The organism is Nonomuraea glycinis (assembly GCF_014646515.1).
Classification (GTDB): Bacteria; Actinomycetota; Actinomycetes; order Streptosporangiales; family Streptosporangiaceae; genus Nonomuraea; species Nonomuraea glycinis.
Genome location: NZ_BMNK01000007.1, coordinates 268115 through 281687, shown reverse-complemented (window position 1 = coordinate 281687; position 13573 = coordinate 268115). Strand labels below are relative to the sequence as shown.

Here is a 13573-nt window from a genome sequence, read left to right as displayed (position 1 = left end):
TCAGAAGGTGAACGGGACCGACGCATCACTGAGAATCGACGGTCTCAGCTGGGAGGCGGGCGGCCGGCGCCGCGGTGTTCCTCCGGGGCCGCTCAGCGTGGGCTCCGGGCAGACCGCCGTCATCGTGGCCGGCGACACCGCCGAGGCGGAGGTGCTGGCAGACATCCTGCTCGGCCTGGACTGGCGCTTCCGGGGAAAGATCAGCGTCAACGGCCAGGAGATCACCATGCGGCCGCCGGAGGAGCGGGAGATCGGCCTGGTCCCTGCGGGTGGCGGCCTGCTCCCCCAGCTGACCGTCGAGCGGAACCTCGTCCTGGCGGCCCGCGAGCACCGGGGCAGTTCGCAGGTCCACGGCAGGGTCGGCTTCATGGCCGCGAGGATGCGGATCGAGGGCTTCCTGCACGCCCGTCCGCACGAGCTGGCGCACGACGAGCGGCTGACCGTCGCGCTCGCACGGGCGCTGTGCCGGCACCGCCCGGTCAAGGTGGTCCTGGTCGAGGACCACACCGGAGCCGGCCCCTGCCACGCCGCCGTGAGCGCGGCCATGGGCGCCGATCCGAGCCTGGCCGTCGTGGTCGTGACCGACGACCGGACCCGCGTCGCCAGCCTCGCCTCCCCCGCACTGCTCTGGGAGGTGGGCGATGTCGCTGAGCCGTAGGAGCTTCCTGACCATCCCGGCAGCGGTGGGCCTGGCGGGCTGCGCGGGCAGCAGGCCGCTGCGGGTGGCGGTCGTGTGGAGCGGGGACGAGCTGCGGCGTTTCCTCCGCGTGGTCAAGGACTCGCCCTACCCGGTCACCGTCTACTCGGCGGGCGACAACATCGCCGCGCTGCTGCGCGGCCCCTCCGGCGAGGTCACGCCGGACGTGGCCGTCATCCCCCGGCTCGGACTCCTGTACGACCCGGAGATCCGCCGCCGCATCAGCCCGTTGACGCCGATCAGGCGGCAGCCCGAGTTCTGGCGGGATCTCGCCTCCCCCGTGCCCGGCCAGGTGCTCGGCGCCTGGTTCAAGATCGCGCACAAGTCGCTCGTCTGGCATCGGGACGGCGAGGGCCTGGCCCGGCCGCCGACGCTGGACGCCTGGGCGAGCCGGACGCTGTCGATCGGCGCCGCCGACGGCTGGGTGCTCACCGACTGGTTCGAGAACGTCCTGCTCGCCCGCAGCCCCTCCACCTACAGCAAGCTCTTCTCGCACGGGGAGAGCTCGCCGGAGCTGTGGGCGACCGGCGAGGTGCGCCAGGCGCTCGAACAACTGGCGACGATCTGGCAGCAGGGCGTCACCGCCGAACGGGGCAGGCGCGCCCTCACCCTGCAGTTCCACGACTCGATCCTGGACGTCTTCACCTACCGCACCGCCGAGGTGGTGGCCGCGCCCGACTTCGCCTGGCCGGTCATCGCCCGCTACCACGCGGCGGGCGTACGGGCCGCGCATTTCCGCTTCCCCGCCAACGGCGGCGCGGCGCCTCCGCTGGTGGTCGGGGGCGATGTCGCGGTCGCGATGAGCGGCGGCACGGCGGACGCCTTCGACTTCGTGCACTGGCTGACGAGCCCCCGCCCGCCCGGCGGCGACCGGTCGGACACGCAGGAGGCGTGGGCCGCAGAAGGCGGTTTCCTGGCGCCGTACATCGACGCCTCGATCTCGCCGCCCGCGCTGCGCGGCGCGGCGCGGGACCTGGCCGGCGTGCGCACCGGCCAGTACGACCTGTCCGACCGGCTGACCGGCCCGCTCGCGGGCGGTGACGGCCGGGGGCTGTGGCGGATCCTCACCGAGCTGTTCATCGCCGTGACCATCGACAGGACCCGGCCGGCCACGGCGGCCGGCACGGCGGCCGACGACCTCGTCAGCGCCGGAAGCAGGGGTTCGCGGTGAGCGGCAAGGACCCGTTCCTGTTCGAGGTGGTCCCGCACCACGACACCCGGGTGCCGGTGACCGCCCAGGGGCTCAGCCGCTGGCGGGCGGGCCTGTACCTGCTGCTCGCGGTCCTGCTGGCGGCCGGGGTGCTGCTCGCTCCGCTGGCGGCGACCGTGGTGATCAGCCTGTCCGGCGGTCTGGCGAACTACGAGGTGCTCGGCGACGCGCAGGTGCTCCAGGCGCTCGGCAACTCGCTCGTGTGGCTGGCGCTGGCCGTGCTGGTCTGCGCGGTCGGGTTCGGCCTGGCCTGGCTGGCCCGGGACGCGGGGGCGGGCCTCAGCGGGGTGCTGCGCGTCATCCTGGTGCTGCCCGCGGTGGTCTCCCCGCTCACCACCGGCGCGATCTTCCGCCTGATCTTCGACACCAACCCGGCGCGCGGCGTGGTCAACGCCCTGCTGGGCGGGGCCGGGGCGAACGTGGCCTTCCTCGGTCCGGGCTGGATCTGGCTGGTGCTCGGGCTGGCGTTCGTCTGGCAGTGGGCGGGGTTAGCCTTCCTGATCTTCCATGAGGCGCTGGCCAGGCTGCCCGCGAACCTGCTGCGGGTGGCTCGGGCGTTCGGGATCGAGCGGCGCAGGCGGATCTGGTCGATCGTGGTCCCCGCTCTCGCCGGCCCGGCGGCGCTGGCGTACCTGCTCGCGCTGGTCGCCGCGGCGCGCGTGTTCGACCTGGTGCTGATGGGCGCGCCGGGCGCGATGCAGGCCCAGGTGGAAGGCGGCGGCCTGTTCTGGTGGCGGCACCACAGCGACCTGGGCGCCGGGCGGGCCGCCGCGCTGGCGGTGCTGCTGTCCATCCTGGTCGGCCTGCTCGCGCTGCCCGCGCTGGCCGGGCTGCGCGGCCAGGTGACCTGGTCCGAGCCGGCCGCGCGGCCCGCGTCGAAGGCCGCCGGTCCGCGGCGGCGCCGGCGGCTGTGGCTGCTGCCGGTGGCGGTGCTCTGGCTGCTCCCGTTCGCGGTGCTGGTCCTCACCTCGCTCCGCGCGCCGGACGCGACGGCCGTGTCGGGGTGGTGGCGCGTCCAGTGGGACCTGTGGCAGCTCGCCTCCTACGGCGACGCCTTCGCCGACGGCGGCTTCATGGGCGCGCTGGCGATCACCGCGGTGCGGACGCTGGTCGTCGTCGCCCTGGTCCTGCTGGCGGCCGTGCCCGCCGCGTACGTGCTGGCCCATGAGCACCTGCTGCCGCGCCGCACCTGGCGGCCCGTCCTGCTGGTGGCGGTGGCCCTGGCCGCGCTGCCGCCGCAGGCATTCGCCGTGCCGCTGCAGGAGTCGATCAGCCCGGTGGTGGGCTCCACGCTGGCGCTGATCACCGTGCACGCCGCGCTGGTGATCCCGCTGGCGGTGCTGGTGCTGCACAACGCGTTCGCCCGCGTACGGACGCCCATGGTGACGCGGCACCGGTGGGAGCTGATCCATGTGGTGCGCGAGGGGGCGCCCGCCGGGGTGCTGGCCGGGGTGCTCGCGTTCGTGCTGGTGTGGAACGACACCGTGGTGGGGCTGCTGCTCAACTGGCCCGCCGGCGACCATCTGCCGCTCCTGCTGCTGGAGCAGGCACGGCACTTCATGTCCACGATCGGCCCGCTCGCGGCGCAGGCGGTGATCGCCACCGTGGTGCCGGTGGCCCTGGTGATCGTCACCGGGCGATGGCTGTACCGCGGGCTGACGCACGGAGTCCGGAGATGACGGGCATCTCCCGCAGGGATCGGCTGCGGTTCCGGATCTCCCGGCTCTACCAGCAGGCCAGGGCGCACCTGCCCGAGCTGGGGCTGTCAGGGCTGGTGACGGTGGCGGAAGCGCTCGTCATCCTGCAGGACGAGCTGCGCCAGCGGGTGGTGGACGCCCTCCTGGCGGTGCTCCCCCACCCGCTGCTCGCCCTTCCCCTGGCGCTGCTCGTGCCCGCGCTGACGGGTCTGGGTGTGCACGCCGCCCGGCGCGAGCGCAAGCCCGCTCCGCAGCCGCTCTTCGGCCATCTGCCCTTCCCCGACCGGGTGGAGCCGCTCATCGGCCGGGAGGACAAGCTGCGGGAGGTCGTGGACCGGGCGCGGGAGAGCGGCATCGTGGCGGTGCGGGGCGCCACCGGGACGGGCACGTCGGCGCTGGCCGTCCACTGCGCCTGGGAGCTGGCGGCCGAGGCTCGTAAGCAGCGCTACGCCGACGTCCGGGGCCCCGACCGGCAGCATCCGGAGACCCCGCTGAGCGTGGCGCAGCGGGTGCTGCGCACCCTCGACCGCCCGCCGGGGTCGATCCAGGAGCCCGAGGACGCCGCCCCGGTGGTGATCGAGGCCCTCACCGGCACCGGCCGGGTGCTCCTGCTCGACAACGTCAGCACCTGGAGCCAGGTGGCCTGGCTGCCGCCGCGCGTGCCGGGGGCGCACATCGTGGTGGCGGGCGAGGCGGCCGGCGACGTGCCGCGCCACCTCCAGCCGGTCGAGCTCGGGCCACTGACCTCCGAGGCCGGGCAGGAACTGCTGGCGGCCCACATCGGGGACCGGCGGATCGACCGGGACCGGCAGGCCCTGCGGCCGCTCGCCGACGCCTGTCTGGGCAGCCCGGCGGAGATCGTGCGGATCGGCCGCTGGCTGGCCCGCAACCCGAACGTGCCCCTGCGGACCCTCGTCGACGACCTGGACCGGCTGCCCATCGACGAGAAGCTGAGCTTCGTGCTGCGGCTGAGCATCGAGCAGCTCGGACCCACGGCCAAGCAGCTGTTCATCCTGCTGGCCGGACTGCCGATCGCGGAGGTGGACCACCAGGCGGCCGCCGCGCTGGCCGGGCTGCCGTCCGCGCGGGAGGCGATCGACGAGCTGGCCGAGCGCGGGCTGGTGGAGAAGGTCCGGATGTCGCGGGTCCGGGTGACCGGCGCGTTCCGGGACACCGGCGCCGCCGCCACCACTCAGGAGGCGGGGGCGTGGCGGCGGCTGGTGGAGTACTTCGCCGACCAGGCCGACGCCTTCGCCGCCCGCCTGCCCGACGACGACGCCAGGACCTGGTTCGCCGCCGAGGACCGGGTGCTGCTGCAGGTGCTCGCCCCCGAGCCGCCCGCGCGCCGGACCAGCCGGGCGCTGGGCCGCATCGCGGACGCGGTGGAGGCCTGGTTCACCCTCGAACAGCGGCACGAGGACCGGCTGCGCGCCGCGGCGCTGCTGGCGCGGGCGGCCAGGTCCCTGGGGGACGACCACGTCCAGGCGACCGCCGAGCTGCGCCAGAGCGCGATCCTGCTCACCCTGGGCGACCCGGGCGAGGCGCGCCGGCACTTCGACCAGGCGGCGGCGCTGCGGGTGCGGGTGGAGTCGTGGCCCGCCGAGCTGCATCTCGGCCACGCCACGATCCTGCTGGCCACCGGGGACGGGTTCAGCGCGGTGGAATCGGCGCTGATCCGCTACGGGCAGGCGCTCGCCGGCGGCGACCTGGTCGGCCACTCACTGCGGTTGATCAACGTCGCGGCGCTGCTCATGCGCCGCGCGCAACTGCTCGGCCGCGACGACGCCCAGCGCCTGTACGCCGACGCCCGCGCCCTGCTGTTCGAGGCGCTCGACATGGCGGGCCGGGGCGGTGACGCGCATGCTCAGGCGCACGCGCACGAGCTGCTGGCACAGGCGCACTGGCATCTGGACCGGCCTTTCGACGCGGACCAGCACTGGGGGGAGGCCGAGCGGATGTACGGCGAGACCGCCGACGAGATCGGCCGCGCCCGCTGCCACGTCCACCAAGCCATCGCCCTGCTCGCCGAGCCGGACGCGCACCCGGGCGAGGCTGCCGGGGTGGCGGCCGAGCCAGATCCGCGCCCTCGCAAGACGGCCGAGCCGGACCCGCACCCCGGCAAGGGGACCGAACCGGATCCGTACCCCGGCAAAGCGGCCGAGCCGGATCCGCGCCTTGGCAAGGCGGCCGAGTTGCTGGCGGCGGCTGAGCCCCGGCTGCCGCCGGCCGGGCTGACCACTGCCCTGGCCTATCTGCACCTGGCCCGCCTGCACCCCCGTCAGGCCGCGGCCCACCGCGCCGCCGGGCTGGCGGCGCTGGCCCCCTGGGACGGGATCGCCGAGCCCCAGCAGGTCACCGAGATCAGGGCCCGCCTGACGGCGCTGAAGCACTGATCCCCGGCGCGGCGGCGGGCCGGGTGGAGGCCGCTTCCCAGGTGCGCAGGTAGGACTCGGCGCCGGCCGCCATGTCCTGGACGAACTCCGCGCCGGCGATGAGCCGCATGTCCTCGATCCAGTCGGGCACCAGGCCGTAGTTGGCGACGCCGTCGGTGTTGACGTCCCAGACCCGCTGGCCGGTGCGCTGCCGGTCCAGGCTCACGCTGCCGTCGAAGGAGGTGAACGGGTACGTGACCGGGCCGACCGGGCCCGCGGCGCGGGGCCCCGGCAGCTGGCCCATGCCGTTGACGTCCAGGCCGTAGCCGTAGCCGGCGACCTGGTGCGCCTGCCGGAGCGGCTCGGTGCGCCGCCACTCGGCGACGAAGTGCTCCGCGTCGTGCCCGTACTGGGTGATCATGCCGCCGAGGGCGTAGATCCTGCCGAAGTAGCCGGGGTCGGCCCAGCTGTGGGAGGAGATCACGCCGGGGTAGCCGGCGGCCTCCAGGAGGTCGAGGGTGCGGTCGGCGGCCTTCACGCTCATGTGGTCGATCTCCACCAGCATGCCGCGCCGCATCATCCCCTGCACCATGTGCTCGCCGAGCCCGCTCAGCCCCCGGGTGTTGCAGTGCGGGGCGGGAGGATACAGCGGCAGCGAGACGCCGGGCGGCAGCAGCCCGGCGAGCTGGTCGGGCAGCACCCCGCCGGGCTCGATCGTGTTGTCGTGCTCGGCTCCGGTGCAGGTGCGGGCCTGCCAGAAGGAGCCGGTGCTGAGCAGGTTGCCCAGGTTGACGATGGCGCCCTGGGTGCCGGAGTCGAAGCGGACGCCGCACAGGGCGTTGTCGTACTTGTGGCAGACGTACATGCTGCGCACGCCGAGCGCGTGCAGCTCGTCCAGGCCGCGGTCGATCTGTCCCCTGGTGCAGTGCGGGATGCCGAGGGTCTGGCGGCAGCCGAACGGCTCGGAGGCCTCGACGCCCAGGACGACGGCGAGCTTGCCCGCCGCGACGGTCCGCCTGGCCTCGGCCGCGTCGTTCACGATCCTGAACCAGCCCAGGCCGGGGCCGCCGTGCTCGGCGTCGATGAGCGCCTGCAGCTCGCGGGCTCGCTGGGCCTGGAGCCTGAGGGTGTCCATCTCGTCGCAGGAGTTCTTCCTGAGCGGGTAGATGGCGCACAGCTGGCGGTTGGCCACCAGGTGGTTGACCAGGATCCGCAGGCCGCCGCGCCAGGCCCGTTCCACCCAGGTGTAGTAGGCCTGCTGGTGGGTCAGCGAGTCATGGGCCGGCCAGTCCGCGAAGGTGGGCCAGCCTGCGGGGTCGTGCGTGCCGGTCGGCGAACCGGTCCTGGTGAAGTTCTCGAACCAGGCGAGCTCGCCGTTCGGATAGTGGTCGGCGCAGTCCTTCAGCGCCTGCGCGATCCCGTCGGGGTGGAACGGCCTGCCGCACATCAGCTTGCCGCCGAACGCCTCGTAGGAGAACAGGTGGCTGTGCGCGTCGACGAACCCGCGCACCTCGGCGGCGGACTCCGCCGGGCCCGCCTGCGCCGTGGCGCCCGTGAACGGGGAGACCAGCGAAGCGGCCAGCAGCAGCACGACGGTGAGCATCCTGGCGGCGGAACGACGCATCACGGACACCTCACAGGGCCGGGTATCGGAACTGCCGTCAGCATCCACCGCCTCACGGGCGCCAACAAGACCCAAACATGAGCCGGTCTCAGCCCAGCCGCCGGGTCACGGGCCGGTCAGGCGGCGCTCACCGTCCGTGGTCAGGACGAACACCTGCCAGTTGTAGTAGACGTAGTAGTTCCTGGCGTCCCGCTTGATCTGGCGGGCGTGCAGGAGGATGGCGTCCACGTACGCCTGCGACGGGTTGTAGGCGTGCAGCGCCCGCTGGTAGTCGCCCGGCGCTCCGGTGGCGCGCAGATAGTTGGCGGCGGCCATCACCGCGTCGCGCGGGTCCTGGATGTCACCGCCCAGGCCGTACAGCTTCCAGGTGGCGGGCATGAACTGCATAGGGCCCTGGGCGCCGGCGTGGCTGTCCGACTTCACCCTGCCGAACTTGGTCTCCGCCAGCATCACCGCCGCCAGCACCTCCCACTCCACCCCGAAGCGGCGCTCGGCCTTCTTGAAGTGGCGCAGCAGGTCGGCCGCGGGCAGCGGCGGCTGGACCTTGAAGACGGCCGAGCCCTTGATGGGCCGGGCCAGGGCGAGCAGCTCGCGAATGGCCGCGGTCTCGTCCTTGGACTGGGCGGCGAGCGTGCGCGGCAGCTTGGCGAAGGCCTTGGTGGCCACCTTGGGGTGCCGGGCGGCGTAGCGGAGGATCCGCTGCTGGTAGAGCGCCAGCAGCTCGACCTCCTGCGGCGGCTTCTCGCTGTCGCCTTCGGTCCACGCGTCGATGGCGTCGTGGAGCGCGTCGCTGGTCGTCTCCAGCGCCTCGGCCAGCCGCGCCGCGTCCTTGGGGATCACCTCGTTCGGCCCGGGGAGCGCCACCGCCGGATCGGGCGTGGCCACAGGTAACGCGGCGGTGGGCTGCGCCACGGGGACGGCGACGGGCGGCGGCTCCTGGCCGCCACAGCCCGCCACGGCGACGAGGGCCGCGACCGCCACGGCGGTGATCCGGTCAAAGGGGCGTTGCTCCATGAGCGCCCAACTTACCTGGTCGAGATCTCTCATGAGGGGCGTCAGACCGCGCGGTCATGGTCATCGTGGTACGGCCCGGTGAGGTCGGCGCCGTGCGCTCGCCGGGAGAGATCTCCCCGGTGCAGGTCGGCGGTCTGGATCACCCGGCTGATGTCGGTGGGGGTGAGCAGCCCGACCAGGTGGCCGCCGGCGTCGAGCACCACGGCCCGTCCGTCCGCGCTGCCGCTCATCCGGGTCAGCAGCTCGGTCAGCGCCTCCTCGGGGCTGGCCCGCGGCACCTGCTCGGGCGGGCAGGCGATGTCCCGCAGCCGCAGGGAGGCCCGCCGGTCGGGGGCCACCTCGCGGATGCGATTGAGCGTCACCAGCCCGGCGAAGCCGCCGCCCGCGTCGACGAGGGGATAGGTGGACAGGCGCTCGCGCATCACCACCCGGTCGATCAGCCCGGCCACGGTCTCGTCGGGGTCGGCCACGATGGGCCGCTCCGTCATCGCGTCCGCGACCCGGACGCCGTACAGGGCGGTGCCGATCCTGCTCTGCTGCTCCTCGGCGCTGGCCGCGTTGACCAGAAAGAGGCCGATCAGGGCGAGCCACAGCCCTTCGAAGCCCCGCCCGCTGACGACCTGCAAGAAGCCCAGGGCGATGAGGACGTAGCCGAAGACGCGTCCGGCGCGGGCGCTGGCGATCGCCGCCCTCGTCCTGTCGCCCCACCGCGCCCACAGCGCCGCGCGCAGCACCCTGCCGCCGTCCAGCGGCGCGGCCGGGATCAGGTTGAACACCGCCAGCAGCACGTTGACGCCCGACAGGTAGCCGAACATCCCGGCGACCAGGGGCGGGCCCACGGCCGCCGACAGCAGCGCCAGGCCGCCGAAGACCGCCCCGGCCGCCAGGCTGGTCAGCGGCCCCACCACCGCGATCTTCAGGTCGGCGCCCGGCGAGCGGGGCTCCCCGCGCAGCTCCGCCACCCCGCCGAGCAGCCAGAGCGTGATCTGGGCCACCTCGATGCCGTGCCGCTTGGCCGTCAGCGCGTGCGCGAGCTCGTGGGCCAGCAGCGAGGCCAGGAACAGCGCCGCCGACGCCAGCCCGGCCAGCACGTAGGCCACCGAGGACAGACCTGGATAGACGGCGGGGAAACGCCCGAAGGCCAGCCCGAACACCAGGATCACTACGATGAACAGCACGCTGATGTTGAGCCCGACCGAGACACCACCGATGCGGCCCAGACTGATCGACGAGCGCATCTCTCCTCCACGGATATCCGAGTCAGCCCCCTTTACCCCCATTCAGCGGCATGTCACGCCGCTGGTCGGCCGCCCAGGCGCCGAGCGCGGCGGATCAGTCTCTGCGGCGGGCGCGGTAGGCGCTGGCCTTGGCGCGGTTCTGGCACGACAGGCCGCAGAACCGGCGGGAGGCGTTGCGGGTGACGTCGAAGAAGACCAGGTCACATCCGTCCGCCTCGCACGAGCGCAGGCGTACGCCCTGGCCTACTCCGATCACCATGGCCATGGCGGTGGCCGCGCTCGCGGCCCAGGCGTCGACCGGGTCGGCGTCCTCGCGGTGGAAGGCGAGCCTCGGCGGATCCCCCTGCAGGTGCGGGACGGCGCCGTGCCGGATCAGGGCCGCGTTCAGCGTGCCGAACTCCGGGGTCCGGCCGAAGACCGGGCGCAGCTCCGCCGCGACCTCCGCCAGCCGGTCGGCGTCGCCGGTCGTCAGCGGCCGGCTCGGGCTCAGTGCGCTCGCCAGGTCGCCGATGGCGGACAGGCGGGCGGGGCCGTCGGCGGGCGGCTCGATCCGGCGGCCGCGTGCCCGGTCGACGGTCAGCGTGTTGACCAGTGTGACGGCCTGCTCCGCCCAACGGCCGACATAACTGTCTATCTGGGATTGACCAGTGATGCGCCATGCCTCTATCGTCACTGTCGTATCTTATCTAGACAGTGAGGATTTTTTCGCTATGTCCAGTGATTCCCGGCTCGCCCGCAGCATGTGGCACCAGCTTGAGCCGATCCACGCCGTGTTCTACTTCTCGCCCGAGGGCTTCGAGGAGGCCGCGGCGCTCGGCTACGACGTGGCGGAGCGCTGGCCCAGCTACTTCGCCTACCGCACCGCCCCGCTGGGGCCCGTGGGCACCACCGCGGCCACCGCCGCCTACTACAGCTTCAGCCCGAGCATGATCGACCGGTACGTGCGCGGCCTGTGGGACACGGCCTCGCCCGCCCAGGTGCTGCGGACCAGGCTGACGGCGGTCGACCGCACCTACCGTGCCCTGCTCGGCGACCGGGTGGCGAGCCCGGAGATGACGGAGGCGGCCGAGCTGGCCAGGCGCGCCGCCGAGAGCGTGAGCGTGGCCGCGCGGCCGTTCGCCGCCGCCAACCTCGACCTGCCCTGGCCCGAGGAGCCGCACCTGGCGCTCTGGCACGCCGCCACGGTGCTGCGCGAGCACCGCGGCGACGGCCACCTGGCCGCACTGCTGACGGCCGACCTGGACCCCTGCGAGTCGCTGGTCTCCTTCGCCGCGATCGGCGCCGCCCCCGTGGCGAACTTCGCCGGGCGCGGCTGGAGCGCGCAGGAGTGGGCCGCCGCACAGGAGCGCCTGACCGCCCGCGGCCTCGTCGACCCTTCGGGGCAGGCCACCGAGCGCGGGCGGGAACTGCGCGACCAGGTGGAGCGGACGACCGACGAACTGGCCGCCGCGCCCTGGCGGACCTTGGGCGAGGAAAAGGCCCAGCGCCTGGTCCAGCTCGCCGGGCCGGTCCTGGGGGCCGTCTTCGGGGCGGGCCTGCTGCCGATGACCAGCACCCTCGGCATCGCGACCGTCAAGGTCCCGGACTGATCACGCCCACTCAGGGGCCGGTTGCCACAGCCCGATGACGGTGCCCTGGTCGTCGGTGCAGGTACAACTACGGCCGGATTTGCTGTCCAGCATCTCCCCTGTGGTGCCGCCGAGCTTGCGCACCTGCTCGGCGGAGGCGTCGATGTCGGCCACGTGATAGTAGAGGTTGGGCTGCGACGACGAACCGCCCGCGGTGAAGCCCATGGGCACCGCCGTGTTGCTGACGTGCAGGTACGTCTCGTGCTCCCGCCTGAACTCCCAGCCGAACAGCGCGCCGTAGAAAGCGGCCGCCCGGTCGAGGTCGCCGACGGACAGGGTGTAGTAGCCGAGTTCGACGGCCATATACGTTCCTCCGCAATGATTAGCGCTATCGTGAAGTATTAACACTATAGCGAAAGCAGTCAAAGATTAACAGTAACGTTAACCAATTGGACGCGACGCTGGCCGCGCTGGCCGATCCCACCCGGCGCAGGGTGATCGACCTGCTGCGCGACGGTCCGCGCCCGGCCGGCGAGCTGGCCCAGGCCGTCCAGATGAGCGCACCCGCGCTGAGCAGGCACCTGCGCGTGCTGCGGGCCGGCGGCCTGGTGCGGGCGGAGGCCGGTGGCGACGACGCCCGCCTGCGCCTCTACTCCCTGCGGCAGGAGCCGTTCACCGCCCTGCAGGCCTGGCTGGACCAGGTGCAGGCGTTCTGGGCCGAGCGGCTCGGCTCGTTCAAGGACCACCTCGAGACCACCCAGGAAGGTGACCGGCAGTGAGCTCGGTCCAGACCGGCGTGACCGTGCCGGTCGACCCCGGCACCGCCTTCCGCGTCTTCACCGACGAGATCGACCGCTGGTACGTACGCGGCCCGCACAGCTGGGTGGACCCGGAGCGCGCGGTCGGGATCCGGTTCGAGGACGGGTTTCTCCGCGAGGTGTGGTCGGACGGCGGCCATGTCGACACCGGCAGGATCGTCGTCTGGGAGCCGCCGCACCGCCTCGTCTGGGCGGACCTGATCAATCCGACCGGCCGGATGGAGATCGAGGTGGCGTTCACCGCCGTCGAGGGCGGCACGCGGGTGCTGCTGGAGCACCGGGGCCTGGACACACTGCCGCCGGCCGTGGCCGGGCGGATCAGGAGCGGCTACTCCTGGAACATCGTGCTCGGCTGGTTCGCCGGGCAGTGGAGCTAGCGTTTGCCGTACTTCTTGTGCACGGCCTGCTTGCTCACCCCGATCGCGTGCGCGATCTGCGCCCAGGGCAGGCCCGCCACCCTGGCCCGCCGCACATGGACCGTTTCCATGCGCTCGAGCTCGTGGCGCAGCGCGGTGGTGGCCTCCAGCGCGCGCAGCGGATCGTCGTCCTGAGCCTGCCGCATCAGCGTCGCCAGATCGCTCGTCATGGTCTAAAGGTAGTCCAGCAGCAGCCGGGTGACCTCCGACGGCCGTTCCAGCGCGGGCAGGTGACCGGCCCAGTCCAGCTCGGCCAGCTCGGCGTGCGGGAGCTCGGCGGCGACGTGGCGGGCGCTTCGCCGGAAGAACTCCAGGTCGTACGGGCCGGTGACGACCAGCGCGGGCGCCTGGATCGCGCCGAGGTCGTAGCCGGCCCTGAACTGCGACGGCTCGGGGTCGGCGGCGAGCTGCATGGTGAAAGCGTGCTGCTGCATGGCGGTCACCCGCTGCCTGGCCTCCTCGTCGGCCGCCGGGCCGAGCCAGGTGCGGGCGTTCAGCTCGGCGGCGGCCCGCGCGTCGCCCGCCTCCAGCAACCGGTCCTCCTCCTCGGCGAACGCCACGAGATCCGGGGTCTTGGGCAGGTCGGAGCCGGGGTTCATGAGCACCAGCCGGGTGGCGAGGTGGGCCAGCTCCAGGGCGACGGCACAGCCGTAGGAGGCGGCGACCAGCGCGGCCCGCGACACGCCCAGCTCGGCGAGGACCGCCGCCACGTCACCCGAGTCGCTGTACGGCTCCGAGGCCGCGTAGGGCGTGTGGCCGAAGCCGCGGTAGTCCACTCTGATCACGTGGAAGCGCTCGGCGAGCGGCTTCCACTGCGCGTCCCACATGCCGGCGTCGGCCGCGCTCGACGCCAGCAGCACCACCGGCTCGCCGGAGCCCGCGTGTTCGTACCAGATCGTCACTTGGCCTCCAGGACCAG

14 protein-coding genes are annotated in these 13573 nt (G+C 73.3%); 7 read left to right on the top strand and 7 right to left on the bottom strand.

What is annotated here, in order from left to right:
• Positions 1 to 7 precede the first annotated feature (7 nt).
• The 4 genes from IEY87_RS21840 to IEY87_RS21825 are packed head-to-tail and all read left to right on the top strand — an operon-like array spanning position 8 to position 5997.
• Entirely contained in the window at positions 8 to 658 is a 651-nt protein-coding gene (locus IEY87_RS21840) for an ATP-binding cassette domain-containing protein (RefSeq protein WP_189140575.1), read from the top strand.
• Positions 642 to 1868: a hypothetical protein gene (locus IEY87_RS21835; RefSeq protein ID WP_189140574.1), complete on the top strand. Its 1227-nt coding sequence runs from the start codon at positions 642 to 644 to the stop codon at positions 1866 to 1868. Before IEY87_RS21840 ends, IEY87_RS21835 begins: the two co-directional genes overlap by 17 nt.
• Entirely contained in the window at positions 1865 to 3586 is a 1722-nt protein-coding gene (locus IEY87_RS21830) for an ABC transporter permease subunit (RefSeq protein ID WP_189140573.1), read from the top strand. The genes IEY87_RS21835 and IEY87_RS21830 overlap by 4 nt, the downstream gene beginning before the upstream one ends.
• On the top strand, positions 3583 to 5997 hold the full coding sequence (locus tag IEY87_RS21825) for a hypothetical protein (protein ID WP_189140572.1): 2415 nt from the start codon (positions 3583 to 3585) through the stop codon (positions 5995 to 5997). Before IEY87_RS21830 ends, IEY87_RS21825 begins: the two co-directional genes overlap by 4 nt.
• Here IEY87_RS21825 and IEY87_RS21820 read toward each other — a convergent pair.
• From IEY87_RS21820 to IEY87_RS21805, 4 genes are all read right to left on the bottom strand, one after another.
• On the bottom strand, positions 5966 to 7600 hold the full coding sequence (locus IEY87_RS21820; protein ID WP_225277238.1) for a membrane dipeptidase: 1635 nt from the start codon (positions 7598 to 7600) through the stop codon (positions 5966 to 5968). The genes IEY87_RS21825 and IEY87_RS21820 overlap by 32 nt on opposite strands.
• A gap of 105 nt (positions 7601 to 7705) precedes the next feature.
• The gene (locus tag IEY87_RS21815) at positions 7706 to 8647 is read right to left on the bottom strand and encodes a lytic transglycosylase domain-containing protein (RefSeq protein WP_189140571.1); all 942 of its coding nucleotides are present in this window, start codon (positions 8645 to 8647) and stop codon (positions 7706 to 7708) included.
• An 8-nt stretch (positions 8648 to 8655) separates the two neighbouring features.
• The gene (locus IEY87_RS21810) at positions 8656 to 9852 is read right to left on the bottom strand and encodes a site-2 protease family protein (protein WP_189140570.1); all 1197 of its coding nucleotides are present in this window, start codon (positions 9850 to 9852) and stop codon (positions 8656 to 8658) included.
• A 94-nt stretch (positions 9853 to 9946) separates the two neighbouring features.
• Positions 9947 to 10525 (bottom strand): CGNR zinc finger domain-containing protein, encoded by a 579-nt coding sequence (locus IEY87_RS21805; RefSeq protein WP_225277237.1) that lies wholly within the window; start codon positions 10523 to 10525, stop codon positions 9947 to 9949.
• Positions 10526 to 10562: 37 nt separating this feature from the next.
• Between IEY87_RS21805 and IEY87_RS21800 the strand changes: the two genes are divergently transcribed.
• Entirely contained in the window at positions 10563 to 11441 is an 879-nt protein-coding gene (locus IEY87_RS21800) for an SCO6745 family protein (RefSeq protein ID WP_189140569.1), read from the top strand.
• Here the strand turns inward: IEY87_RS21800 and IEY87_RS21795 are convergent, their stop codons facing one another.
• Positions 11442 to 11783 (bottom strand): VOC family protein, encoded by a 342-nt coding sequence (locus tag IEY87_RS21795; protein WP_189140568.1) that lies wholly within the window; start codon positions 11781 to 11783, stop codon positions 11442 to 11444. It abuts the gene before it with no gap.
• 86 nt (positions 11784 to 11869) lie between these two features.
• Between IEY87_RS21795 and IEY87_RS21790 the strand changes: the two genes are divergently transcribed.
• Both IEY87_RS21790 and IEY87_RS21785 read left to right on the top strand, forming a co-directional pair.
• Positions 11870 to 12199, top strand: a complete 330-nt coding sequence (locus tag IEY87_RS21790) for an ArsR/SmtB family transcription factor (RefSeq protein WP_225277236.1) — start codon at positions 11870 to 11872, stop codon at positions 12197 to 12199.
• Entirely contained in the window at positions 12196 to 12615 is a 420-nt protein-coding gene (locus tag IEY87_RS21785; protein ID WP_189140567.1) for an SRPBCC domain-containing protein, read from the top strand. Before IEY87_RS21790 ends, IEY87_RS21785 begins: the two co-directional genes overlap by 4 nt.
• Here IEY87_RS21785 and IEY87_RS21780 read toward each other — a convergent pair.
• Together IEY87_RS21780 and IEY87_RS21775 are read right to left on the bottom strand one after the other, a co-directional pair.
• A complete protein-coding gene (locus IEY87_RS21780) occupies positions 12612 to 12824 on the bottom strand; it encodes a hypothetical protein (RefSeq protein ID WP_189140566.1) in 213 nt (70 codons plus the stop codon). The genes IEY87_RS21785 and IEY87_RS21780 overlap by 4 nt on opposite strands.
• A gap of 3 nt (positions 12825 to 12827) precedes the next feature.
• On the bottom strand, positions 12828 to 13556 hold the full coding sequence (locus tag IEY87_RS21775) for an alpha/beta fold hydrolase (protein ID WP_189140565.1): 729 nt from the start codon (positions 13554 to 13556) through the stop codon (positions 12828 to 12830).
• Between the last annotated feature and the right edge of the window lie 17 nt (positions 13557 to 13573).